We start from the raw sequence: 23691 nt of genomic DNA, 5'->3' as shown, positions 1-23691 counted from the left end.
TATCGTGTGCAAATGTATCTTGAAGGAGGCTTTCGTTATGCCCATCGCGAAGCGTTTCGGTCTCTTGATGGTGATGATCATGGCTAGCCTAATCCTGGCAGCCTGTGGACAGACTCCCCCTGCGGCCCCCGCTGCACCAACCACCGAGACCGCCCCTGAACCCGCTGCCGAGCTTGATCCTGTCCGTCTGCAATTGAAGTGGGTGGCTCAGGCCCAGTTTGCGGGCTATTATGCCGCTCTTGACCAGGGCTTTTATACCGAAGAGGGGCTTGAGGTGACGATCAAGCCCGGTGGACCCGATATTGTGCCCGAGCAGGTGGTCGCAAGTGGGCAGGCCGAGTTTGGGATCAACTGGATGGCGAGTCTGCTGGCGACCCGTGAGCAGGGCGTGCCCCTCGTCAATATTGCGCAGATCTACACCCTCGCCGGGATGCGGCACCTGGCATGGGCCGATAGTGGCATTGCCTCGCCCGAGGATTTTGCCGGGCGCAATATCGCCGTCTGGTTTGGCGGCAACGAGTATAACCTGCTTGCCACGTTGAGCAAGTTCAATCTCAATCCCGATACCGACCTGACGCTTGTTCAGCAACCCTTTGATATGAACCTGCTGCTCAATCGCGAGGTTGACGCCGCCGCAGCTATGACCTACAACGAGCTCTATCAGGTCTTGAGTGCCGGGCATACGATCGAGGAACTGAATATCATTGACTACAACGAGCTTGGCACGGCGATGCCCGAGGATGGCATCTTTGCGAGCGAAACCTGGCTCACGGCTGATCCAGCCAACAAAGATATTGCGGCCCGCTTTGTGCGCGCTTCGATCAAGGGATGGGCCTATTGCCGCGACAATGTTGACTCGTGCGTGGATAGCGTGCTCAGCCAGGATAGCGGTGGGGTCATGACCCGCGAGGCCCAGACCTGGCAGATGAATGAGGTCAACAAGCTGATCTGGGGCGACCCAATTGATCCCAGTACTACGGTTGGCTTCCTCGAGCCTGCCCTCTTTGATTTTGCCGCTGCAACCGCGCTTGAATTCGGTGTCATCACCCAGCCCGCCGAGCCCGCCGCCTATACCCACGAAATCTGGGAGATGGCGTCACAATAGGCTCTGTTGAGGGCCGCAGGCCCCCAATCTTTCGCTTGTGCTGGTGAAAACGACCAGCAAAACGGGTCGTTTTTGCCAGCACAAGCATGTTTCTAGTATATTGTGCAATAACAAAACAAGTCGAGAAAACTATGGAATTTGCTATCACACTCAAGCTTGACATGCCGCCAACCCGCAGTGTGGCGTTGACAAAACAGGCTGAAGAGGCAGGGTTTCGGTACGCCTGGGTCTTTGACTCGCATGTGCTCTGGCAAGACCCATATCCATTGTTGACGTTGATGGCGCATAATACCCAACATATGCGCCTGGGCACCTGTGTGACCAATCCGGCTGTGCGGGATCTTACCGTGACGGCAAGTAGCCTCGCAACGCTGAATCTGATCTCGGGCGGACGCATGGATCTTGGCATTGGCCGCGGTGATAGCTCGCGGCGTGTCCTCGGCAAAAAACCGACGACGCTGGCCGACCTCGAAGTCGCAGCCCTCAAGATCCGTGCGCTCGCCACCGGACGCCCGGTGACCCACGAAGAACAGACGGTGCAATTGCCCTGGGCTTGCCAAGATACCTGTGGACCTACGTGCGAAGAACGGTGCCATCCGGAACCCTCGCTGCCCATCTGGATCGCAGCCTATGGGCCAAAAGCGTTGCATCTGACTGGACGCATTGCCGATGGGGTGATCTTGCAGTTTGCCGATCCGGCGTTGATCAAGTGGTGCCTCGGGTTCCTCCACGAGGGCGCCCGCGCCGCAGGACGCGATCCGGCGGCGATCAAGGTGATGGCCGCTGCTCCGGTCTGGGTGGCTGATGATCTGGCCTATGCACGCAATCAGGTGCGCTGGTTCCCCGCCCTCGTCTCGAACCATGTCGTTGATCTGCTCGCCCGCTATGACCAGACGATGTTGCCGCCTGAATTGACCCAGTATGTCAGTGCGCGGGCCGGCTATGATTATCAGAAGCATGCTGAAGTTGGCTCGAGCAATGCTGAGTTTGTGACGGACGATGTGGTTGATCGCTTCTGCATTGTTGGCCCGGTTGAAGAACATCGCCGCCGCCTGCACGAACTGGCTGCACTTGGTGTCCATCAGTTCAATATCTATCTGATGAGCGGCGAAGAAGAGGCCTGCCTTGAGGTCTACGGTAGCCAGATTGTGCCTGCATTTGGTTCGGCAAGCAAGTTGGTCGGATCCTGAAACTGAGCAAAGGAGCTAGGTGTGTCAACTGTGATCAAGGGTGGAACCGTGGTAACAGCGGGCGATACGTTTCCCGCTGATGTGTTGATCGAGGGTGAACAGATTGTGGCGCTCGGGCAGGGCCTGTCTGGTGACAAGGTGCTTGATGCGTCAGGGGCCTATGTGATCCCCGGTGGCATTGATGTGCATACCCATCTGGATATGCCCTTTGGTGGGACGGTCTCGTCGGATGATTTTTTCACTGGTCAACGGGCCGCTGCGTTTGGCGGGACAACGATGCATATTGACTTTTCGATCCAGCCCAAAGGCGCGTCGCTCCGTGAGACGCTTGATATCTGGCAGGCCAAGGCGACTGGCAAGGCGGTGATTGATTACGGCTTTCACGTCGCAATTACCGATCTCTCTGAGGCGTTACTGGAGGAGATGGCCCACTGTGCTGAGTATGGCGTCACGAGCGTCAAGCTCTTTATGGCGTACAAGGGTGCGTTGCAGGTTGATGATACAACGCTCTTCCGGGCGATGCAGCAGGCCGCCAAACATAAGTTGCTCATTATGGTGCATGCCGAAAACGGCGATGCGATTGATGTCCTGATCAAAGATGCGCTTGCAGCCGACAATCTTGCACCAAAGTACCACGCTCTGACCCGCCCGCCCGAGCTTGAAGCCGAGGCGACAGCGCGGGCAGTGCGTCTTGCCGAAGTGAGTGGTGCGCCGCTCTATGTCGTTCACCTGACCAATGCCGGTGCGCTTGAAGCAGTGCGTCTGGCGCGGGCGCGCGGCGGGGCCGGCCATATCTTCGCCGAAACCTGCACCCAGTATTTCTTTTTCACCAAAGATGATCTCGCCCGCGAGGGTTTCGAGGGGGCCAAGTGGGTCTGTTCGCCTCCGTTCCGCGAAAAACACGACCAGGCTGCGCTCTGGCAAGGTGTCGCCGACAACTCGCTGGAGGCCGTCTCGACTGATCACTGTCCCTTCTGGTTTGAAGGAGGGCAGGATGGCCGCACCCCCGGCAAAGAACTGGGCAAGGCCAGTTTTGCCCAGATCCCCAATGGCTGCCCTGGTATCGAAGAGCGGTTGATGCTGCTCTATACGCACGGCGTGCGTACCGGCAAGCTTTCGCTCAACCGTTGGGTCGAACTTTGCTCGACCAACCCGGCCCGACTGTTTGGCTGTTATCCGCAGAAAGGGGCCGTCGCGCCTGGCTCTGATGCCGATCTGGTCATCTGGGATCCCGAGGCGAAACGAACCCTCAGCGCCGCTACGCAGCACCAGCGCACCGACTACACCCTCTATGAGGGCTGGGAAGTTGTTGGCGCACCGCGTACCGTGCTTTCCCGAGGCCAGGTATTGGTTGACAATGGCGAGTGGCAGGGCGAAGCAGGTGCAGGACGGTTTGTGCATCGCCGCCCGTTTGGGCTGTAGATGAAGAGGAAGAAGCATGACAGGCGCAACGATTGATCCTGCCCGCACGATCGCCGAGTTGAAAGAATTGCGTGCGCTTACCGGTGATGAGAACGGTGCCCAGCGCGTCGCCTGGACCGAGACCTGGGCGCAGGCACGGGCGTGGCTCAAAGCAAAATTGGCCGAACTGCCGGTCACCGTTGAGACCGATGAGGCCGGCAATCTCTGGGCAACCCTGCCAGGCGCATCTGAACAGGCGCTGCTGATCGGCGGCCACATCGATTCGGTGCCCAATGGGGGTTGGCTCGATGGCTGTATGAATACGCTCGGTGGCCTTGAGGTAATGCGCCGTATGGCTGCTGAGGGTACGCCACCGGTCACGCTGCGCCTAGTTGACTGGGCCGACGAAGAGGGTGCCCGGTTTGGGCGGAGTCTGCTTGGCTCAAGCGCTTTTTCGGGCAACCTCGATCCGGCGAGTGTCGCCGATCTGCGCGACAAAGACGGCATCCGCCTAGTTGACGCGCTCGCCGCGCAGGGGGTGGATCTCTACCAGGCGAAGACCTGCGCAAGTCAGGCGGCCAATGCCGCCGCCTATCTTGAATTGCACATCGAACAGGGTCCCGTGCTCGAAAGTATGGGCCTGCCCGTCGGGGTTGTCATTGGCACCTTTGGCGTCGAGCGCCACGCGATCACCTTTACCGGCCAGGCGGCGCATGCAGGTTCGACGCCGATGGACAAACGGCGCGATGCCTTTGGTGCGGCGGCGAAGCTTGGCCTGGAAATTCGCGAAATCGCCAAGCGCCACGGTGGGGTCTGCACCGTCGGAAGCTGCATCACGAAACCGGGCATTGTGACCGCAGTTGTCGGTGAGTGCATAATCACACTTGATCAGCGCCACATGGAAGCCACGTCGCTCGCCGCTATGCTGCAAGAGGCGAAAGACGCCGCTGAGCGTTTTGCCGCCGAAGAGAAGTGTGGGGTCGCCTGGGAACGGATCTGGCAAATCGAGCCAATTCCCTTTCATCCTGATCTCATTGCGCTGGGGGAAGAAGCCGCCCGCGCCATCTGCGGGACGGTGCATCTCCTACCGAGCGGTCCGCTTCACGACGCCGCCGAAGTTGCCCGTTCCGGCATCCCCACGGTCATGATCTTTTCGCAGAGTCTCTACGGCATCTCGCATAATAAAATCGAAGACACTCGTGAAGAGGACATCGCCTCCTCGGTAGAAGTGCTGGATCGCCTGGCGAGTCTCGCGATGCAATGGATCGTTGGGCACGGGGCTAAGGAAGTTTGACGCAAAGGCGCGAAGGCGCAGAGTTTTTTGTGTAGGTGAGCGAACCCTTTGCGCCTTCGCGTGAGCTTATTTGCAAGGTATTGGGATCCCTGCGGAAACCTGCCAGGTGTGCGCTGCAGGGATCCCGGGGTACCGGAGGCATGTCCTGGCGCACACCTGGCAGGTTGGGGCTCTGCGGAAACCTGCCAGGTGTGCGCCACAGGGATCTTTGGGGTAGCGGAGCGGTGTCCCGGCGCCCACCTGGCAGGTTTGACGAGGATCGCCCGTCTACGGGAACGCCCTTGACCGCGCAGGTGAAACCCTTTGAAGGGGCGTGCCTCTAGAAACCAAGGCGTTCTTTGATCATCCGGAGACTTGCGATGTGGGCGTCGAGGCTCGTATGGCCGAGGCCCATTGTGTTGATGCAGAGGTGAGTGGCCCCGAGGTCTTGCCAGTCACGGACGAAGGTTTCCCATGTCGCTTCAGGGAGGCGGGCGAGGGAGAGTTGGGGTTCGAGGCCGATGGAGGCTGGATCGCGCCCGGCGGCCTGGATATAGCCGTGCAGGCGTTCGAGTTGGCCGCGGAGCGCGTCGTCCAGTGGGCGCCAGGGGAACCAGCCGTCGCCAAGCTGAGCCACGCGTTTGAGCGTCACTTCGCTGTAGCCACCGATCCAGATCGGGATGCTGCGCCGAGGGGGCAGCGGGTTGAGCCCGGCCTGGTTGATCGTGTGCCAGCGTCCGTGAAAATCAATGACCGGATCGGCCCAGAGTGCGCGCAGCAAGGCGATTTGCTCTTCGCTGCGCACCCCGCGATTGCCAAAATCCTCGTTCAGCCCTTCATACTCCACCGCATTCCAACCCACCCCGACCCCAAGCCGCAGCCGCCCACCACTGAGCAGGTCAACCTCGGCGGCCTGTTTGGCGACCAGGGCCGTCTGGCGTTGCGGCAGAATGATGACAGCCGTCACCAGTTCAATGGTTTTGGTCAGGCCAGCCAGATACCCAAAGAGCACAAAAGGCTCGTGAAAGAGCGACTCGCTCGAGTATGGCCCGGTCCAACCGGGACGGGTCGCCGTACTCGCCCCGAGGACATGGTCATAGATGACGAGATGGGTATAGCCCATGGCTTCGACGGCCTGGGCATAATCCCGCAGCGCGACCGGATCAGTCCCACTTTCGATCTGGGGAAAAACAGCACCTACCTTCATCACACCTACCCTTCAGACCTCAACCTGAATGCGTTCAACGAGCTCGGCAAGCGTGGCCCGCGCACCATCAAGACTTGCATCGGCATAGAGGCCGAGCACGGCAAAATACCCAGGGGTCACCAGCGAGGCCAGATAGGTCAACTCATCGGTTTCGACCGTCAGATCATAGACCCGCCCACTGCCAATCCGCTTGGAAGCAGCCCCGGCATTGGCGGCAAGGGTTGCCAATTCAAGCTCGGCGAGTTCAAGGTCAAACTCATCCTCATCATTGGCATAGACCATCTCGACCCCGAGGCCATCGGTCGCAACGACACCGGCAAAACGCGCACCCTCGACCGTCTCTAGAGCCTCATAGAGAATATCAAGCAGGCTCATGATCCAGGCTCCTTTACAATTCGCGGCGGCCTTCAAACGCCGAGCCGAGCGTATCGGGATCGGCCCATTCAAGATCACCACCCGTGGGCAAGCCACGCGCAGGGCGGGTGATACGGACGCCCAGGGAGGCAAGGTCTTTCAGCAAGAGAAAGGCGGTTGCTTCACCTTCGGTATTCGGATTCATCGCCAGAATGACCTCATCAATCGGCTCGCTCCGCACACGTGCGATCAGTTCATCGATCTTCAGATCCTCGCGATAGATGCCTTCAAGCGGGGCAATATGGCCGTGCAAGACATGGTAGAGGCCACGATAGGCCCCGGTACGCTCAATCGCCAGCACATCAAGGGGTTCCTCGACCACACAGATCTTGGACTGATCGCGGGTGGTGCTGGTACAGACGGCACACAACTCGCCAACCGTGATATTGTAACAGCGCCGACAGAGGGTCACCTGGGCACGCATCGCCAGGATCGCTTCAGCGAGGGTGCGGGTCTGCTCTGCTTCGGCACGCAACAAAAAAAACGTCAAACGCGACGCCGTTTTGGGCCCAATGCCGGGCAGCCGAGCCAACTCATCAATCAGCCGGGCCACCGGTTCTACGACTAGATTCTCGCTACGCGACGTCATGAGTGAGCTCCTGGGGGCTGATGCTCTGCACAGCGGCCCCTTCTGGCAAAGCTGTCAGCTTTGCCAGAAGGGGCGTACTCTGAGGATCGGCGTTTTCAACCTCAGTTTCGATGCAAAAAAGCCAGCGTAGCTGGCTTTTTTTGCCTTAAAAGAGACCAGGCATCCCCTTCATGCCGCCCATCAATGGCCCCATCCGCTTTTCGGCCATCTCCTGAGCCTTTTTGGAGGCATCGCTGAAGGCAGCCATGAGCAGATCCTGCAGCATCTCGACATCATCGGGATCAACGACTTCAGGCGAGATCGTAATGCCCTGTAGCTCACGGTGACCATTCATCTGCACCGTAATTGCGCCACCGCCGGCACTTCCGTCAACCATGGTAACACCAAGTTCTTCCTGGATCTTCTGCATCTCGCGCTGCATCTGCTGAGCCATCTGCTGTAGCTGGCGAGGATTCATAGATTCAACTCCTTCTCATGCGGGTCATCAAGGCACCTTGCTCTAGCTTACCACATAGCCCTTGTAGATGACAAGCGCTTAATAACCGCTCGCATCAGCGAGGGGCTTGATAAACTCGTTTGTAAAGGCCTCATCAACCTCAACCGGACCAGCCAGCAACTGAGCTTCGCGCATAAACTGCTCGGTTGCGACCCAGAGCTCACGATCGGTATAGCCAAGACCATTGGCCGTGGTCAGGTCGCTCGACCAAAACGGGAGACTCTCAAGCAACACCTGGCGCTGCACTTCAACATCCCCAAGCATCGCCTCGGGTACATAATCGAGACTCAGCTCAAAGGCCTCGTCAGGGTTGGCAAGGGTCGCCTGCAAACCGCGCATCGCGGCAGTGACAAAGCTCTGCACGAGTTCCGGCTCTTCTTGCAGCAACCGTTCGCTGACAATAATGCCATTGGCGGCCAGATCATAGACATCGGCGACGCGCAGCACATCAACCTCTTCGCCGAGTTGGCGCAGGATCACCGGCTCATTCATGGCATAGCCCATTGCGACCTGAACCTTATCTTCGAGCACCGCCTGTGCCTGGGTAAAGCCGATCTCTTGCACTTCAAAAGCCGACGCATCAAAATCATTGGCATAGCGCACGGCCAGCAACCCATAGAGGCTCTCACCGAAATTGCCCGGAATGCCAACCGTCTTGCCAAGCAGATCCTCGGGGCCTTGCAGGCCGGTTGAGGCTTTGGCAAAAAAGACAATCGGAAAAGCTTGGTAGAGGGTCAGCACCGTCTTGACCGGAAGCCCTTGCTGACGAGCAAGCAGGGTCGAGGTACCAGAGGCTGTTGCGAAGGCTACATCACCTTGCGGCCAGGTAGCGACACGCTGCACCACATCATTTTCAAAGTTATAGTCAAAAACGACTTCCAGGCCTTCCTCGGCAAAATAGCCTTTGGCGGCAGCGACATAGTAGGGTGCAAACTGAATATTGGGGATATAGGACATCGCCAGCGTCACGCGGCGCAATCCTTCTTCGGGAGCCGGAGCGGGCGCTTCGCTAGCCGACGGAGCAGTCGGTTCGGCAGTTGGCACCACCGGTGCCGCAGGCTGAGTACCACAGGCAACGAGCAGGAACGACAAGAGCAAGACGAAAATGGTTGCGTACTTCATAGTAAAAACTCGATCTCTCCCTAAACGAAACCAGAACCAGAGGAACTACTCGTAATCCCAGCGCATCAACCAGCGCTCGATGAGGGTTGCAACAAGATAAAAACTGAGCGTAATTGAAGCAAGGGTCAGCAGGGCAACAAAGATCAGCGGCGTATCAAAGAGGCCGCGGGCGATATTGATCAACGCCCCGAGCCCTTCGCGTCCAGCGACAAACTCACCCACAACAGCCCCGGTTGTTGCGAGGGCGAGACCGGTACGAATCCCACCAAAGAGTACTGGCACACTCAGCGGGGCTTCCACATAGCGTAAAATTTGCCAGCGACTTGCGCCACTGATCAGCGCCATCTCGCGGAGTTCACGGGGCACCGAGCGAATCGCAACAACGGTGGCAATCAGAATGGGCAAGAACGTGATCAGCGCCGCAATCAGCAACTTACTGGTGAGGCCCGGGCCAAACCAGAGGATTACAAGCGGGGCAACCGCGATGATCGGGATCGCCTGACTTGCCGCCAGCACCGGCGAGAGGGCGCGGTCGAGCCAGGGCAGATGCGCCAGGACATAGCCAAGCGTTAACGCAAGGACAAGCGCAATGCTAAACCCACCGAGGGCTTCGACCAGCGTCGCCGAGGTATGCTGCCAGAGCAGGCCGCTCTGGGCGGTAGCCACAAACCGCTCGGCCACGAGGGCCGGCCCTGGAAGAATGAACGGGCGATACCCGCCAAGCGTCACCAGGAGGTGCCAGAAGACCAACCCAATCATGACCGTCACTGGCAAGCCGACCCAGTGGAGGTCAGGGCTCCAGCGCGGCCAGGAACGTGTTGCGGGAGTCTTCCGCTGCATCGGCAATGTTTGTTGCATCATCAAGCTCCTCACTATCAGTGCCGGTGCCCCAAGGGAGACTGGTGGGAGCATGAAGCGAGGCCCACCCTGTTGCCCATTGAGCACAACCGACTTGATCGCACACAAAAACCCCCGAGTGCCATGCACTTCGGGGGGGAAACATCGACCAGACGCAGTGCCGAGTCGCCGACTCAGCCATACTGGCGGAAGGGAACTTGACTGATCTGCTCAGGGGCCGCTACGTTGACACGTAGCAGCCTTGATCAACGACATGGCACCAGCCAAGGACTGATCACGTCGTCATCAACACACAGCAGCGCAAGCACACCGCCTGTCTGGATCTTCTTTACATCCGGACTGTAACCGTCGGCCCCGGAGTTGCACCGGATCATGCGTGCCTCGCAACACGCTCGTGGGCTATACCACCGATCGGGAATTTCACCCTGCCCCGAAGATCGTTTGTGATTGGTAGCATACCATAGTCTGGCAAAAAAGGCCAGCATTGCTGGCCTTTTTTGTAGGGCGATTGCATCATACGAAACCGGATACAACGGGGCACCCGCAAGGGGTGCCCGTACCGGGGTGGGGCACCCCTTGCGGGTGCCCTTGCGGGTGCCCTTGCGGGTGCCCTTGCGGGTGCATACACGGAAGATGCAATCGCGAGGGCACCCGCGAGGGGTGCCCCTACACCGGGCCTGCCGCCAGGGGTGCCCTGGCGATTGCTCGTCTTAATTCAGGGTTTCAACACTGTTGGTCGCCAGGTAGATCACCCGCTCGCCAATGTTGGTGGCCCGATCAGCCGAACGTTCGAGCGCATGAATAATATCAAGCATATCGACGGCGGCTTCAAAGAGCACTGGATCCCCTTTGGCGATTGCGATGACCTCGGCGCGCAAGAGATCTTCTAACTCGTCAACCCGTTCGTCACTGGCTGCCAGACCATGTGCAAGATCGACATCTTGCAACAAGAACGCTTGCAAACTCGTATTGACCATTTGCAACGCGAGTCGTCCCATCTCCTGGGTTTGTGGAGGAGGCGTCATCAACGCTGGCCGACGGGTAGCCTGGCGAACCCGTTTGGCAATGCTATTGGCATAATCGCCAATGCGCTCGAGTTCGCCAGCGATTGCCGTCACGACGGCACAGAGGCGCAGGTCACTGGCGACAACGGGTTGCTGGGTTGCCAGCAGATGGATCGTCCGCTCTTCCAGGTTACGCCAGGCATCATCAATGCTGGCATCGTCATGAATAATCTGCGCCGCAATGGCAACATCCCAGGTTTCAAGGGCATAAATGGCGCGAAGCAAGGCCTGCTCGACCATGCTGCCCATACGCAGCAAGTCTTCACGCAGGCCAGCAATTTGATGTGCGTACCGCTCACGAATCATTCGCTCTCTCCTCACACCTTATGAAAGGTCATGGCATTATCAACACTATCAACGCGAATGGTATCGCCTTCGCGATACTCACCTTTTAGCAACTCAAGGGCCAGCGGGTTCTGCAAGCGCTGCTGAATAACCCGCTTGAGTGGCCGTGCCCCATAGACCGGATCGTACCCCTCGGCAGCTAGTTTTACCCGTGCTGCTTCGGTCAGTTCCAGTTTGAGTTTCCGATCTTCCAGCAACTTGCGGAGCCGTGCGAGCTGGATTTCAACAATCTGCCCAATATGCTCACGGCTGAGCGGCTGAAAGACAATCACATCGTCAATGCGGTTGAGAAACTCGGGCCGCAATTCACTCTGCAATTCGTCGAGCACAGCTTCACGGATCGTCGTCTGGGAGGCCTCGGACTGAGTCAACTCCTGGATCATGGCCGAGGCAATATTGCTCGTCATGATCACCACCGTATTCTTAAAGCTTACCACCCGTCCATGCCCATCGGTCAGACGGCCATCGTCAAGCACCTGCAACAGGATGTTAAAGACATCGGGATGCGCTTTTTCAACTTCATCAAACAGAATGACGGAATAGGGCTTGCGCCGCACGGCCTCGGTCAACTGGCCGCCTTCATCATACCCGACATAGCCAGGAGGCGCACCAATCAGACGAGAAACGGTGTGTTTTTCCATGTACTCTGACATGTCAATCCGCACCATTGATTGTTCGTCATCAAAGAGAAACTCGGCGAGCGCACGGGCCAGTTCGGTCTTGCCCACGCCTGTTGGGCCGAGGAAGAGGAACGAGCCAAGCGGACGATTGGGATCTTGCAGCCCGGCGCGGGCACGGCGTACCGCGTTGGCGACGGCAGAGACCGCTTCGTGCTGCCCAACAACCCGCTGGTGCAGGCGCGCTTCCATATTGATCAGTTTCTCGACCTCGCCTTCGAGCATCCTGCTGACGGGCACCCCCGTCCAGCGGGCAATAATCTCGGCGACATCCTGCTCGCGCACCTCCTGACGCAACATGCTTGAACCGCTCTCATCGAGTCTTGCTTCGAGCTCGGCTAGCTGGCGATCGAGCGTTGCCAGGGTGCCATACTGCAACTCAGCGGCACGGTTGTAGTCATACTGGCGTTGGGCCTGCTCGATCGAGGCCCGGGTCGCTTCGATCTGTTCTTTGAGCGCCTGGACTTGGTCAAGCTCTTGACGCTCACGTTGCAACTGCGCCTCGACGCCATTGCGCTGCTCACGCAGATTCGCCAGATCTTGCTCGAGCCGCTCAAGCCGCTCTTTGCTGGCGCGATCGGTCTCGCGCTTGAGCGCTTCGCGTTCAATCTCGAGCTGCATCATACGCCGCTTGAGATCGTCAAGTTCCTGCGGATCAGACGTAATCTCCATCCGCAAGCGAGCGGCGGCTTCGTCCATCAGGTCAATTGCCTTGTCAGGCAAGAAGCGATCCGAAATATAACGATCCGAGAGCACGGCAGCAGCCACGAGCGCGGCGTCGGTAATGCGCACGCCATGATGGGTCTCGTAGCGTTCTTTGAGGCCACGGAGAATGCTAATCGTATCCTCGACATCGGGTTGCTCGACGACCACAGGCTGAAACCGGCGTTCGAGGGCGGCATCCTTCTCGATATGTTTGCGATACTCATCCAGGGTCGTTGCGCCAACCATATGCAACTCACCGCGAGCAAGCATCGGCTTGAGCATATTGCCGGCATCCATCGCACCTTCAGCGGCACCGGCCCCCACCATCGTATGCAACTCATCAATAAAGAGGATGATATCCTCACGCTCCTGGATCTCTTTAAGCACCGCCTTGAGGCGCTCTTCGAATTCGCCGCGATACTTGGCACCGGCGATGAGCGCACCGAGATCCAGCGAGACCACGCGGCGATCACGGAGAGCCTCGGGTACATCGCCCCGGACAATGCGCTGGGCCAGGCCTTCAACAATCGCGGTCTTGCCAACACCCGGTTCGCCAATCAAAACCGGATTATTTTTGGTACGGCGGCTGAGGATCTGGATAACGCGCCGGATCTCCTCATCACGCCCGATCACCGGATCGAGCTTATTGCGCTGAGCCTGCTCGGTCAAATCGCGGCCATACTGTTCAAGGGCGGCATAGGTTCCCTCGGGGTTAGGCGACGTGACGCGCTGGGCCCCACGCACCTCGCGCAACGTCGCGAGCAGGGCATCACGGCGCAGCCCGGCCTGCTTGAGCAAGCGCTCGGCTCCGCCGCCCGCATGATCGAGCAGCGCGAGCAAGAGATGCTCGGTGCTGACATACTCATCGCCAAACCCGGCAAGTTCATCGTGGGCGCGCAGGATCACATTGCGCAACCGCGAGCTATACTGGGGTTGCACATTGCTACCGCTGACGCGGGGCAGACGCTGAATTTCGGCATTGGCCTGTTGTTTCAAGGCCCCAATCGGCAGACCGAGTTTTGCGAGCACCTGGGGCACCACCCCATCACCCTGATCAAGCAACGCATAGAGCAGATGCTCGGGCTGAACCTCGCTATTGCCCGAACGCTCGGCGGCATTCTGCGCAGCGATGATCGCCTCGGCAGATTTTTCGGTAAAACGATTTGTATTAAATGACATGATTCTTTTCTCCGTTATTTTCTCAGGGCTAAATGCTTGCAAGCGGCGCTTGCGGCATTGAGTCTGAAAGCACACCTTTGCCTTATCGTAGCACGGCGATGTTCTAGCAATGCTAACGCAGTGTTAGCATTGTGTTAAATTTTATCAGTTGTGACCATAATGATGATCGAAAGGCGGGGCAACGCATGCGTTGCCCCGCCTTGAGTTTCAGGTTTGTGACTGTACCCCCGATTCTGTTCGATGCCGCCATCTCTCTCTCTGCACAGGGCAGAGGCCCCTGGTAGCGCGCCGGGTGTTACCCGGTCTACCCCACAGGGCTGCGATGCGAGCGTGCGGGGTGGTACATACGTACTGGCGTACCGTGGCATGCCAATACTCCCACCGATGAGCCCGCCCCACGCACCTTGCTCCCCATCAACTGGCGCAGTCGCCTGGCCGCCGACATCGCTGCCGACGCCGTTGGGCTCTTACCCCAACCGTTTCAGCCCTTACCTGTGCCCTATTGGGCCATCGGCGGGATTGCTTGCTGTTGCCGTCTTGCGTCACCTGCAGGTCGCCCCACAGGTGCCCCCGCTTGCGGTTTCGCGGGGCAGCCTGCCGCCCGAAGGCGTGCAAGGAGTCGGGAAGTTCCTCTGGGTTGCCCCAGCGGCGGCCCATCACAAACTTGCTGGCTCTATTATAGCATGATGTGGCACCCCTCAGGGCTACGCGCCTTTGCGTGAAACAAACCCGTTTTTGACGCAAAGACGCAAGGGCGCAACGTCAGGGCGATTGTATCTTCCGTGTATGCATCCGCCAGGGCACCCGCAAGGGCACCCGCAAGGGGTGCCCCTACAGGCCGGGGGCCGGATCCGGTGTACGGGCACCCCTTGCGGGTGCCCTGATAGCGCGTCTTTTTGTATCCGGTTTCGTATGATGCAATTGCCCTGGGCGCAACGTTGCCTGCGGTGGATGGTGGTGGGGTATTGCGGTATGATTAGACTTGTTGGCTATCCATCTATCTATACCATGAGGCGCTATGCGACACGATCTGCGTTGGGTGCTGGTTGTGGTTTCCGTTCTGGTCGTGCTGGGGCTGGGCGCGACACTGGCGATGGCCCAGACGCAGGTACAGGGCGAAGCGCCGGTGCCGACGGTGACCAGTGAGCCGGTGGTGCCGACGGCTACGCGCACATCTGCTGAGCTGGTTGGCGCTGGTGAGATCACGACGACCTGGGCTGAGTTGTTGCAACGCTTTGGGTTCTGGGGTGCCGTGGGGGTGGTGCTTGTTGCTGCGGTTTTGTTTGTCCTGAAACGGTTTGTCGGCAAGGCTGGTGAGGGCCTCGGTGATTTTTTGTATCGGGTCTTTCTCGGGCGGTGGCTGAAGCGACGCGAAGAGACTATTGAAGCTAAAGATCAAAAAGCTGCGCAGGCAAAAGCTCGCCAGTCAGGGCTGACGGCCTATTTTGATTGGCTTGAAGAGGAGTTGAAGCATCTGCCCATCATTCCCATTCGGGCACGTGAGCGGCAAGAGCAGTTGCTGCTTGAGGATGTGTATGTGCCGTTGCGGGTGGTTGAACGTGGGCAGATCGAGGGCTTCCTCAAGCTGATTCGGGGTGAATTTGACCCTGAGGATGAGTATCGTGTGCGTCCAGAGGCCTACCAGGCGCTGGATCGTAGCCAGGGTGTCTATCGGATGTTGAGCGAGCCGGCGTTGCTGCAACAACAAGCGAAGACGCAATCACGTGAACGCGCGCGCCGGGGTGAGTCTGCTGATGAAGTGCTGGTTGAGCCAACAAGTACGCGCTTGCTGCTGATCGGTGATGCAGGCAGCGGCAAAACGACCACGCTGCAATATGGTGCCCTGGTGCTAGCCTGTGACTGCCGGGAAGACCGGGTGGACAAGGCACCTGAACTGCTTGATCTGCATGCGCCGACGCCCCTGGTGCCGTTTTATATTCGCCTGACGCTTGTTGCTACCTATGTGCGTGAGGCTTTCAAGCGCGCCCAGGGCGAGGCGTTGCCTGGACTACAGGGCGCACCGAGTAAATTGCTGCTTGATTGGCTTGATGGCTATATTTCGACCCAGATGCATAAACGAGGGGCGAGCCTGGCCGCTGATTTTTCGTCGCATCAGCTTACGAAGGGTGGGTGTTTGGTGATGCTGGACGGGCTGGATGAGACTGGGGATCGGCGTGAACGGGCTTATATGCAGCGCTTGATTGCCAATCTGATCCAGGATTATGGCAAGAATCGCTATCTTGTTGCCAGTCGCCCGTTTGAGGATCTGCAACTGCCAGGCTTTGATGAGCGCCATCTGAGCCCGCTCAAGCGTGACGAGATTGAACAATTGCTTGGTAACTGGTTTGGGGCGGTGCAAAAGACACGTTCACAGCGTGCCGTCGAGGTTGCCAATGATCACGTCGCGTATCTGGGTGGGCTGATTGATGCCAATGCGCGCCTCTTTGAAATGGCGACAAATCCCCTCTTGCTGACGAGCATGGCGCTGCTGGTTCATACCGGGGTCGGGTTGCCGCGTGAACGCGCCGAACTCTACAATCGCTTGATCTACCTGTTGCTGGATACCTGGCGCACGCAACAGATCACGGGTGGCCTGCCAGGCAATGACGAGGGCAAGACCCGTTATGGTGGCGAAGAGAGTGTGAAAGGGATTCGGCGCAGGCTTGAGGCGATCGCAGCGTGGATGCAAGCAGAGGGGCGGCGTGAGTTACGCCTGCGCGAGGTGCAAGCTATTTTGCGGCCTGTGTATCAGGCCTACAAACCCTGGGATAACGAAACAGCCGACGATTATATTGCCAACCTGATCGAGTCGCTCTCGCTTGAGAGTGGCCTGCTGCAGCGGCGTGACGGCGGGTTTAGCTTTGCCCACTATACGCTGCAAGAGTATTTGACGGCCCTGGCCTATGATGCCCGTGAGCGGGGCATCGAAGAGCTTTACCAGCACTGGACGAACCGGCGCTGGCGCGAGACCATCTTGCTGGCGGTGGGCAACTGGGCGACTGAGGGGCCGACAAAGAAGGCGCATCAACTGATCCAGCGCCTGCTGACAACGCGTGACGAAGCGATCAATGCCGTGCTGCTGGCCGCCGACGCGCTCTATGATGCCGATGTTGATCGCGTGGTCGAACTCGCCCCCCTGCGGAGTGAGACGCTCAAGCGGTTGCACAGCTATGCATTTGGCGAAGAAGTGCATCCTGACCCGGTCTTGCGCAACCGTGCCGCGATGATGCTTGACCGTTTTGGTGCCGACAATGAGCGGCCCGGGCTGGATCTGCGGCGCGAAGACTACTGGGCAGCCGTGATCAGTCCGGGCACGTTTCGTATGGGCGATAACGCGGGGCTATATGATGATGAAAAACCCGCGTTTGACTGCACGATCACCGCGAGCTACGCGCTGGCCCGTTTTCCAGTGACCAATCGCCAGTACCTTGTCTTTCTCGAGGCGCTGGCCGGGCGGGGAGAGGCTGAGGCGCTGGTCGCAGCCGAACGCTTGAAACCACGGCTGGCCCGCCACGACGAGGAGCCTGAACGTTTTCGACCTGGTACTTGGCCGGGTTCACGCTATCTGGCCGGCACGGGAAATCACCCGGTCAGAGGTGTCACCTGGTATGCGGCAACCGCGTTTGCCTGGTGGGCAAATGAATGGCTGCACCTCTGCGGCCTATTGCCGGCGCACGAGACGGTGCGGTTGCCCACAGAAGCCGAATGGGAGCGCGCAGCCGCCTATCCTGTGCGTTTGCCTGGTGGAACGAGCGCGGATGGGCGGCGTACCTACCCCTGGGGCGCGTGGCCAGACTTGACAAGTGCAGGAGCACCCCGTATAACTAACACCATACCAGCCAACCTTGATGCAAGCGGGATTGGCAGCACGTCAGTTGTCGGGCTCTTCCCACATGGACGGGCCGACTGTGAGGCGGAAGAACTGGCAGGCAATGTGTGGGAATGGTGTAGCACCCCGTACACCACGTATCCCTTCAAAGGCGAGATTAGGGCAGAAATGCTTTACAATGAGGGTAAAAAGGCAAGTGACGCATATGTTCTACGAGGCGGGTCGTACTACAACGATAAAGACCTCGCCCGGTGCGTTGTCCGCCTCGACATCTCCCCGCGCCTCGACGACGGCTACCTCGGTTTTCGTCTTGCCCGTTTGTTCTCCTCATCTTCGTCTTCTTGACTTTTTGTCTTTTTGTCTTTTTGACACTGTAAAGGGTTTTGTAACCAGTTGAGGCTGAACGAGGGTACATCTGGGGGTGCAGGGCGGGTTCCGTCACCAACGCTGCCCGGGGGCGCAGCAGCGATGCGAGGGGCCTGTTGTTGACGGGCGGGCCATGGGCTGCTGCGCCCCTACATTCGCACCCATGCATGCGCGCCTTTGCGTCAGATTCACCCTGTTTTTGACGCAACGCTGCGTGGGGGCGCAGCAGCGATGACAGGGGCCTGTTGTTGACGGGCGGGCCTATGGGCTGCTGCGCCCCTACACCCGGCCTTCCATCGCCCTGGTACCCGCCCCGTCGCCGTGATCACCCCACGATAGGGATCGGCCCCATCCATCCCCGTCGCCATCATCCCCCCCGGTGCCGGCACATGTAGGGGCGCAGCAGCCCCTGCGCATCGGTTCATCGCAACGCCACCTCCATCGCTGCTGCGCCCTACCGTGGGCATGGGATTGGTCTGATGGCCGTCATTCGCCCCGGTGCCCGCCCTGCCGTGGGCATGGATTGGCGCTGGAACAGAAGTTTTCTGATGTTGTGTCACCCTGAGTACGAAATGGCCCGCGGGCCAGTGGCACCGTGCTAACATTCAAGGATGTTATCAGGAGCGGAGCGAAGGGTCTCAGGCTTCCCCACGGCAGAGATGCTTCGCTGCGCTCCTCAGCAACAAAACCTCATGCGCGGAGCGCAACGGCGCCACGGTCATGCCGAACGGAGCCGCAGGCGCAGTGAGGAATCTGCACGGATCGGCATGGAAGACCCCTCACGTTCGTTCGGGGTGACAAGGGCGGCGTTCGAGGAATCTGCACGGATCGGCATGGAAGACCCCTCACGTTCGTTCGGGGTGACATGGGCGGGCCGGTGCAACACTCTGGTTGCTCACGGCATCACTGGCCCACAGGCCATTTGATACTCAGCATGACACAGCTGGGAGGATGTCAGCAAATGTACGTTCCAGACGGCTCAACGCATCGCCGTATGATACGCCCCAGTGCCCGGCTGTCTCAACCAGTCACAGATCCAGGCGTAGCTGCTGCGAGTCACCGTCTGGTTGCGTCAACCGTGGTGGTGGCACCCCATGCAGTGCGGCATCGAGGAGGTCAGCGATCGCGAGTTGCGTGGCCCAATGGCGCAGATACGCGGTATCGAGCGTGCTCTCCTGCGTGGCAAGCACCGACTGCACGTCGCTCCACTGGCGATCAAGTATGCCTTGCGACATGCGATACCATTCCAGTTTGATCAGAATAATATCTTCTGGGCTCACAAAGTAAGCGTGCCGCTCGGGATTGATTGCGACCGTCTGAGCAATACGCCGGGCGAATTGCGAGAAGCAAGACTTCAGTCGGCTGCATCAGCGCCCTCAGTCATTGGTCCATAGACTCGATCCGCCAGTTCCGCGCCCAGCCAGCGTGTCGCCAGGCGGCGCTGGAGTTGTGCCTCCGATTCGGTTGGATGGCGGCGGCGAAGGTCACTCAGCGCCAGGAGTTTGAGCGCCTCGTTCAACTCGTTGATCGCGTTTAGCTTCTGCCAGGGCGGAGTCGTCCGCCAGTGGTTGATCAGCAGAGCGGTGGTTGTCACTGAGCAATCCGTGCCATACGCTGCCATCGTTCATCTCCTCGTCTGGGTCATCAGACGGTGTGCCGAGTCGTGCGTGGTGCAATTATAGCATCCCAGGTACTATGTCTGCCGAAGAGCGTCACATTCACCCAGGGCTGATGCAAAGTCCCAGGAGGGTTAGATAAAGTCCGCAGATTACGCAGATTACGCAGATTACGCAGATGCGGACGCTCTCATCTGCGTAATCTGCGGACGATCGAAATGACTTTGCATTAGCACATCCACGCCGTTTTTGACACCAACGCTGCCTGGGGGCGCAGCAGCGATGCGCGGGGCCGGTTGTTGACGGGGGGGCCATGGGCTGCTGCGCCCCTACATTCGCGCCCCGTCGCCGTTATCCATTGCGGTGCCCGTTGCCGTGGGCATGGAATTGATCCGTTGCCGTCAACCACCCCGGTGCCCACATGTAGGGGCGCAGCAGCCCCTACGCATCGGTTGATCGCAACGTCACCTCCATCGCTGCTGCGCCCTGCCGTGGGCATGGGATCGGCCCATTTGCCGTCATTCGCCCCGGTGCTTCGCGCCTTTGCGTGAAACAAGCCCGTTTTTGACGCCAAGGCGCCACTGCCACCAACGCTGCCTGGGGGCGCAGCAGCGATGAGAGGGGCCGGTTGTTGACGGGGGGGCCATGGGCTGCTGCGCCCCTACATTCGCGTGAAACCTCCCCCAAACCTCCTCATCCCTCTGCGCCTCTGCGCCTCCGCGCCTCTGCGTTAAAACCCCTCCGCGCCTCTGCCTCACTTCCACCCATGCGTTGCCTCCGTCACTGCGCGGTAGTTGGCGTCGAGCGTGGGTTCCAGCAGTAGGATGGCGGCGATGCGCCGGGCGATGTCGCGGACTTCGCGGGCTTCGTCGATGCTGAGGCTGCGTCCGAGTAGCGGGCGTTCGCGGTAGCTGAGCCATTTTTTGAGCACTTGGTAGCCGCCGATGGTGTAGGCCCAGATGTTTGGCGGGATGTTGCGCCAGTAGACGCGGTCGTTCAGGTAGATGTCGAGCGTTGTTCCACCCGCAGCGAGGCCGAGTGCGGGACAGCTTTCGCCCTCGCTGGCGGCGCGTTCGACGACGCGGCCTTTGCCGGGCATGGTGATGCCGCCGCGTCCGGCGTAGCCCCAGCCTGCGGTGAGGTCGAGGTCGCCGGCGCTCGGGTTGATCTGCCCGCCTCCGATGATGCTTAGGATGCCGATGGGGCGCAGTTCGTCACGGGGTGCGCCGCTGGTGACGCCGGCTACCGGGTGTTCGCTGTCGAGCAGCGCTGCGATCTGTCGCCCGAGTTCCGCTGAAGTGAGCAGCGCTGCGCTCGTGGCTGGCAGCGGGATGCGCGGCCAGTCCCCTCGTAGAGCGTCACGATTCTCATTGCGATACTGTGATGAATGCAGGATTGCCAAGCAATGATAGAACAGGTGAGAAGCCGATAAGCTATGCTCAGAAATATATTTTCGAGCTGTCGTGCTAAGATTCACTGACTCCCCACCCGGGCTCTCGCTATCAAATAGCGGTGTCTTGAGGTACAACGGGAAACCCCTAGAGCCACTATCCATACAGTTCAAATCACTCAGGATGCGGATAGGCAAGGCAGGCTCAATCTCATCTTTCCGGGTTCGCCCTGTAGTGAACAGGAACACATTGCCCGCAAAAACGTGCGGGAAGTAGTCGCTACGCTTTTCATCCAGCAGCTTGGTTTCCGGCTCCCAATAGAGCCAGCGCACGTCAAACGGTCGGTAGCAGTAGCGCACGATGTTCTGGTGCAGGAAGCCGCGTTTGCAGAGGTAATCGCGGGTGGCGATGGGATCGAATCTGGCACCGGGCTCCATAACCCCAGGCGCAATCCGGGCCATTTCGGCGTGGCTGATCTGCGCGTCAAAGTACTGTCGCATGCGCTCGATCAGGCGCTCGCGGTCAATTGCCACCAGCACATCATCACGACTGGTCTTGACCCCAGGAAAGGAAGCGGGGAAGAGATTAGGCAGCAGCGGCCAGTTCAAGTAATCAGCCTGCACCTGCGCTGGCTGGAAGGGGAAGCCCAGCGGCGCGGGCGGGTCAAGCAGTTGATAGGCAGCGGTGGTGTCTGGCTTCGTGGCTGCGGTGTCCAATTCGGTGCGTTTTTCGCGGCCCCAGAAGTTGCGAAAGGCGATCGCTGCCTCTTTGGGCTGCGGCCCTCGTCGCACCATCAGCGCAATCGCCGTGCCGACCTGAATGCCTTCGCGGTTGAAGTCGGTCGAGAAGACGCTGGGATCGGGTTGGCCGTCGGGCGTCAGCTTGCCGGTGCGGTACTTGTCGCCGTTGAGCGAGTCGATCCAAATCCGGTCAAAGACCTCCAGGTAGCGCTCGCGCATGCCGGTGAACGAGAGTCCGTCGAGCCAGGAGTAGTTCGAGATGTAGCAGACGACGCCGCGCCGACTGGTTTCGACGATCTGGCGTTCGGCCATGCGAAAGAAGCGCACATAGAGGTCGTTGAGCCCCTGGCCCTGCGGTGCCGGGGCGCGCTTGGTCGTGCGATAGGCATGGGAGAGATCGCGCTCCTCTTCGATGCGCGCAATGCCGGCGTAGCCAGAGTAGGGCGGGTTGCCGAGGATGACCAGGATGGGCGCCCCACGTTTGATCTGCTCGGCCTGGTCGCGCTCGTCCTGGAGTTCGGGGAGACCGGGGAAGCGCAGCTGGACGGCCTGCTTCGGATCGTCCGGCGGCTCCCAGCCGGTGAGCGCGTTGGTCAAGTAGACGCCGACGCGCTCGTCGTCGGCGAGCGGCGCACCGAGTTGCTGCAGCAGCAAGCCAATCTGAAGGTGCGCAACGACAAAAGGCGCCGGCAGCAACTCAAAGCCAAAGACCCGGCTCAGCGCCGCGCGCTTGACATCCTGGCCCAGCAGCGCATCCTCGCCCCTGGCCCGCAGCGTCGCCGCAATCTGGCGCAGCACCTCGGCGACATACGCCCCGGTGCCGGTGCAAGGGTCGAGCACGATCACACTGGGGTCAGCCAGACCATCGGCCACCCCCAACTCGTCGCGCAGGGCGGCATCAACGCGGGCGACCATATAACGCACCACCTCGGGCGGCGTATACCAGACCCCCAGATCCTTGCGTAGCTCGGGGTCAAAAGCTTCGAGAAAGGGCTCGTAGAAGTACTGCACGGCATGGCCGGTATCGAAGCGAGCGAAAAACGCGCCCCGCTCGACCCGATTGAGCGCCGCGCCGGTCCAGTCCAGCACCTCCATCAAACCAAGCGGCCTAAGGCGCTGAGGCGTCGAAATCTGGCTAAAGAGCGCCTGGAGCACCGGGACGTGCAGGTAGTACTGCGCCAGACGCCAATCGAAGCTATCGCTGCGCTCAGGATCCTCGTGGTGCCAGAGCACCCAGGCCGAAAAGACGCCATAAAAGAGCGTCTGGATCAGCGTCGAGCGAAAGAAATGGTCGCCGCGCTGCTCGTTGAAGCTAATGCCAAGCGCCTCCTCCAGCGCCTTGCGCACCTGCTTGAGCGCAGGCAACTGCGAATGCTCAACGCGCATCCGGGCATCGCGGGCATACGAGGCGAGGAACCAAGCCACATCGGCGGGGCTCGTCAAAGGGGCGGCAGCAAGCAACACCCGCTTGAGATACTCAACCAAACGCTCGCGGTGGATCGCGGCAAACACCACCGGATCAGCAACCTGCGCCCAGAACTCCGCCTCGGTCGCCGCGAGGCGATAGCGCTCCTGGGGCAGCGGGCGACCGTGGGCATCGCGCCCAACGAGCACAAAATCGCGATAATTCGTCACCAGCACCTGACCATACCCGTCGAGGTACTTCTGAACCTGCGGACTACGGGCAATCGCCGCCACATCATCGCCGGCCCCCTTCACCTCAAGCACCCCACGGGCAGGCAGCGGCGCGGGAAAAGCATCGGAAGGCGCGTGGCGACCAATCTGATCAGCGGTAAAAAGACCGCCATCAGGGATGCCCGCACCGCGATTCTTCAGCGTCAGGACACAGCGCACCCGCGGGCGCAACTCAGCGCCGACCGCATTGAGCAGCGTACTAAGCGCCGGATAAAACGACGTCTCTTTGACCGCAGAGCCAGAAGAGCGAATATCACGGAGATCGCGGAGATAGGTGGCAACGATATCCATACACGGCCTCGGGGACACAGTGCGACGCCTTGGCAAGTATAGCATACCCCGTTTTTGACGCAAAGGCGCAACGTTTTTGACGCAAAGGCGCAGGGGCGCAAAGTTCTGTATTATAGATCTCTCTGCGCCTCTGCGCCT

The 23691-nt window shown here is 59.6% G+C and carries 16 protein-coding genes and 1 riboswitch; of the genes, 5 read left to right on the top strand and 11 right to left on the bottom strand.

Annotation, left to right across the window (positions count from 1 at the left end; translation table 11 throughout):
* The first annotated feature begins 37 nt into the window (after nt 1–37).
* The 4 genes from EYB53_RS06725 to EYB53_RS06710 all read left to right on the top strand — a co-directional run bounded on the left by EYB53_RS06725 (nt 38) and on the right by EYB53_RS06710 (nt 4990).
* Nucleotides 38–1105, top strand: a complete 1068-nt coding sequence (locus EYB53_RS06725) for an ABC transporter substrate-binding protein (RefSeq protein ID WP_135477439.1) — start codon at nt 38–40, stop codon at nt 1103–1105.
* 131 nt (nt 1106–1236) lie between these two features.
* On the top strand, nt 1237–2295 hold the full coding sequence (locus EYB53_RS06720; protein ID WP_135477438.1) for a TIGR03842 family LLM class F420-dependent oxidoreductase: 1059 nt from the start codon (nt 1237–1239) through the stop codon (nt 2293–2295).
* Between the two features lie 21 nt (nt 2296–2316).
* Nucleotides 2317–3717 carry a dihydropyrimidinase gene (hydA, locus tag EYB53_RS06715; RefSeq protein ID WP_135477437.1) on the top strand — a complete coding sequence of 467 codons (1401 nt, stop codon included), beginning with the start codon at nt 2317–2319 and terminating at the stop codon, nt 3715–3717.
* A 16-nt stretch (nt 3718–3733) separates the two neighbouring features.
* Entirely contained in the window at nt 3734–4990 is a 1257-nt protein-coding gene (locus EYB53_RS06710) for a Zn-dependent hydrolase (protein ID WP_135477436.1), read from the top strand.
* A 319-nt stretch (nt 4991–5309) separates the two neighbouring features.
* Here the strand turns inward: EYB53_RS06710 and EYB53_RS06705 are convergent, their stop codons facing one another.
* From EYB53_RS06705 to clpB, 8 genes are all read right to left on the bottom strand, one after another.
* Nucleotides 5310–6176, bottom strand: a complete 867-nt coding sequence (locus tag EYB53_RS06705) for an LLM class F420-dependent oxidoreductase (protein WP_135477435.1) — start codon at nt 6174–6176, stop codon at nt 5310–5312.
* Between the two features lie 12 nt (nt 6177–6188).
* Nucleotides 6189–6551 (bottom strand): hypothetical protein, encoded by a 363-nt coding sequence (locus EYB53_RS06700; RefSeq protein WP_135477434.1) that lies wholly within the window; start codon nt 6549–6551, stop codon nt 6189–6191.
* A gap of 13 nt (nt 6552–6564) precedes the next feature.
* The gene (gene recR, locus EYB53_RS06695; protein WP_135477433.1) at nt 6565–7179 is read right to left on the bottom strand and encodes a recombination mediator RecR; all 615 of its coding nucleotides are present in this window, start codon (nt 7177–7179) and stop codon (nt 6565–6567) included.
* A gap of 145 nt (nt 7180–7324) precedes the next feature.
* Nucleotides 7325–7636 (bottom strand): YbaB/EbfC family nucleoid-associated protein, encoded by a 312-nt coding sequence (locus tag EYB53_RS06690; protein ID WP_135477432.1) that lies wholly within the window; start codon nt 7634–7636, stop codon nt 7325–7327.
* A 78-nt stretch (nt 7637–7714) separates the two neighbouring features.
* Nucleotides 7715–8797 (bottom strand): ABC transporter substrate-binding protein, encoded by a 1083-nt coding sequence (locus tag EYB53_RS06685; RefSeq protein ID WP_135477431.1) that lies wholly within the window; start codon nt 8795–8797, stop codon nt 7715–7717.
* 45 nt (nt 8798–8842) lie between these two features.
* Nucleotides 8843–9658, bottom strand: a complete 816-nt coding sequence (locus EYB53_RS06680; protein WP_254150939.1) for an ABC transporter permease — start codon at nt 9656–9658, stop codon at nt 8843–8845.
* A gap of 314 nt (nt 9659–9972) precedes the next feature.
* A riboswitch (FMN riboswitch) is annotated at nt 9973–10097 on the bottom strand.
* Nucleotides 10098–10365: 268 nt separating this feature from the next.
* Nucleotides 10366–11025 (bottom strand): phosphate signaling complex protein PhoU, encoded by a 660-nt coding sequence (gene phoU / locus EYB53_RS06675; protein WP_135477430.1) that lies wholly within the window; start codon nt 11023–11025, stop codon nt 10366–10368.
* 11 nt (nt 11026–11036) lie between these two features.
* Nucleotides 11037–13625, bottom strand: a complete 2589-nt coding sequence (gene clpB / locus EYB53_RS06670; protein ID WP_135477429.1) for an ATP-dependent chaperone ClpB — start codon at nt 13623–13625, stop codon at nt 11037–11039.
* A gap of 1018 nt (nt 13626–14643) precedes the next feature.
* On the opposite strand from clpB, the gene EYB53_RS06665 reads away from it, so the two are divergent.
* Nucleotides 14644–17799, top strand: coding sequence for an NACHT domain-containing protein (locus tag EYB53_RS06665; protein ID WP_135477428.1), 3156 nt, complete (start codon nt 14644–14646; stop codon nt 17797–17799).
* 1049 nt (nt 17800–18848) lie between these two features.
* On the opposite strand, the gene EYB53_RS06660 is transcribed toward EYB53_RS06665, so the two are convergent.
* From EYB53_RS06660 to EYB53_RS06650, 3 genes are all read right to left on the bottom strand, one after another.
* Nucleotides 18849–19055: a hypothetical protein gene (locus EYB53_RS06660; protein ID WP_135477427.1), complete on the bottom strand. Its 207-nt coding sequence runs from the start codon at nt 19053–19055 to the stop codon at nt 18849–18851.
* Between the two features lie 119 nt (nt 19056–19174).
* Nucleotides 19175–19441 carry a hypothetical protein gene (locus EYB53_RS06655; protein WP_135477426.1) on the bottom strand — a complete coding sequence of 89 codons (267 nt, stop codon included), beginning with the start codon at nt 19439–19441 and terminating at the stop codon, nt 19175–19177.
* Nucleotides 19442–20190: 749 nt separating this feature from the next.
* On the bottom strand, nt 20191–23553 hold the full coding sequence (locus EYB53_RS06650) for a type ISP restriction/modification enzyme (protein ID WP_135477425.1): 3363 nt from the start codon (nt 23551–23553) through the stop codon (nt 20191–20193).
* Nucleotides 23554–23691 lie beyond the last annotated feature (138 nt).

This window comes from Candidatus Chloroploca mongolica, from assembly GCF_004762035.2.
In the GTDB taxonomy this organism is placed as follows: Bacteria; Chloroflexota; Chloroflexia; order Chloroflexales; family Chloroflexaceae; genus Chloroploca; species Chloroploca mongolica.
This window is presented reverse-complemented; position numbering and strand designations above follow the sequence as displayed.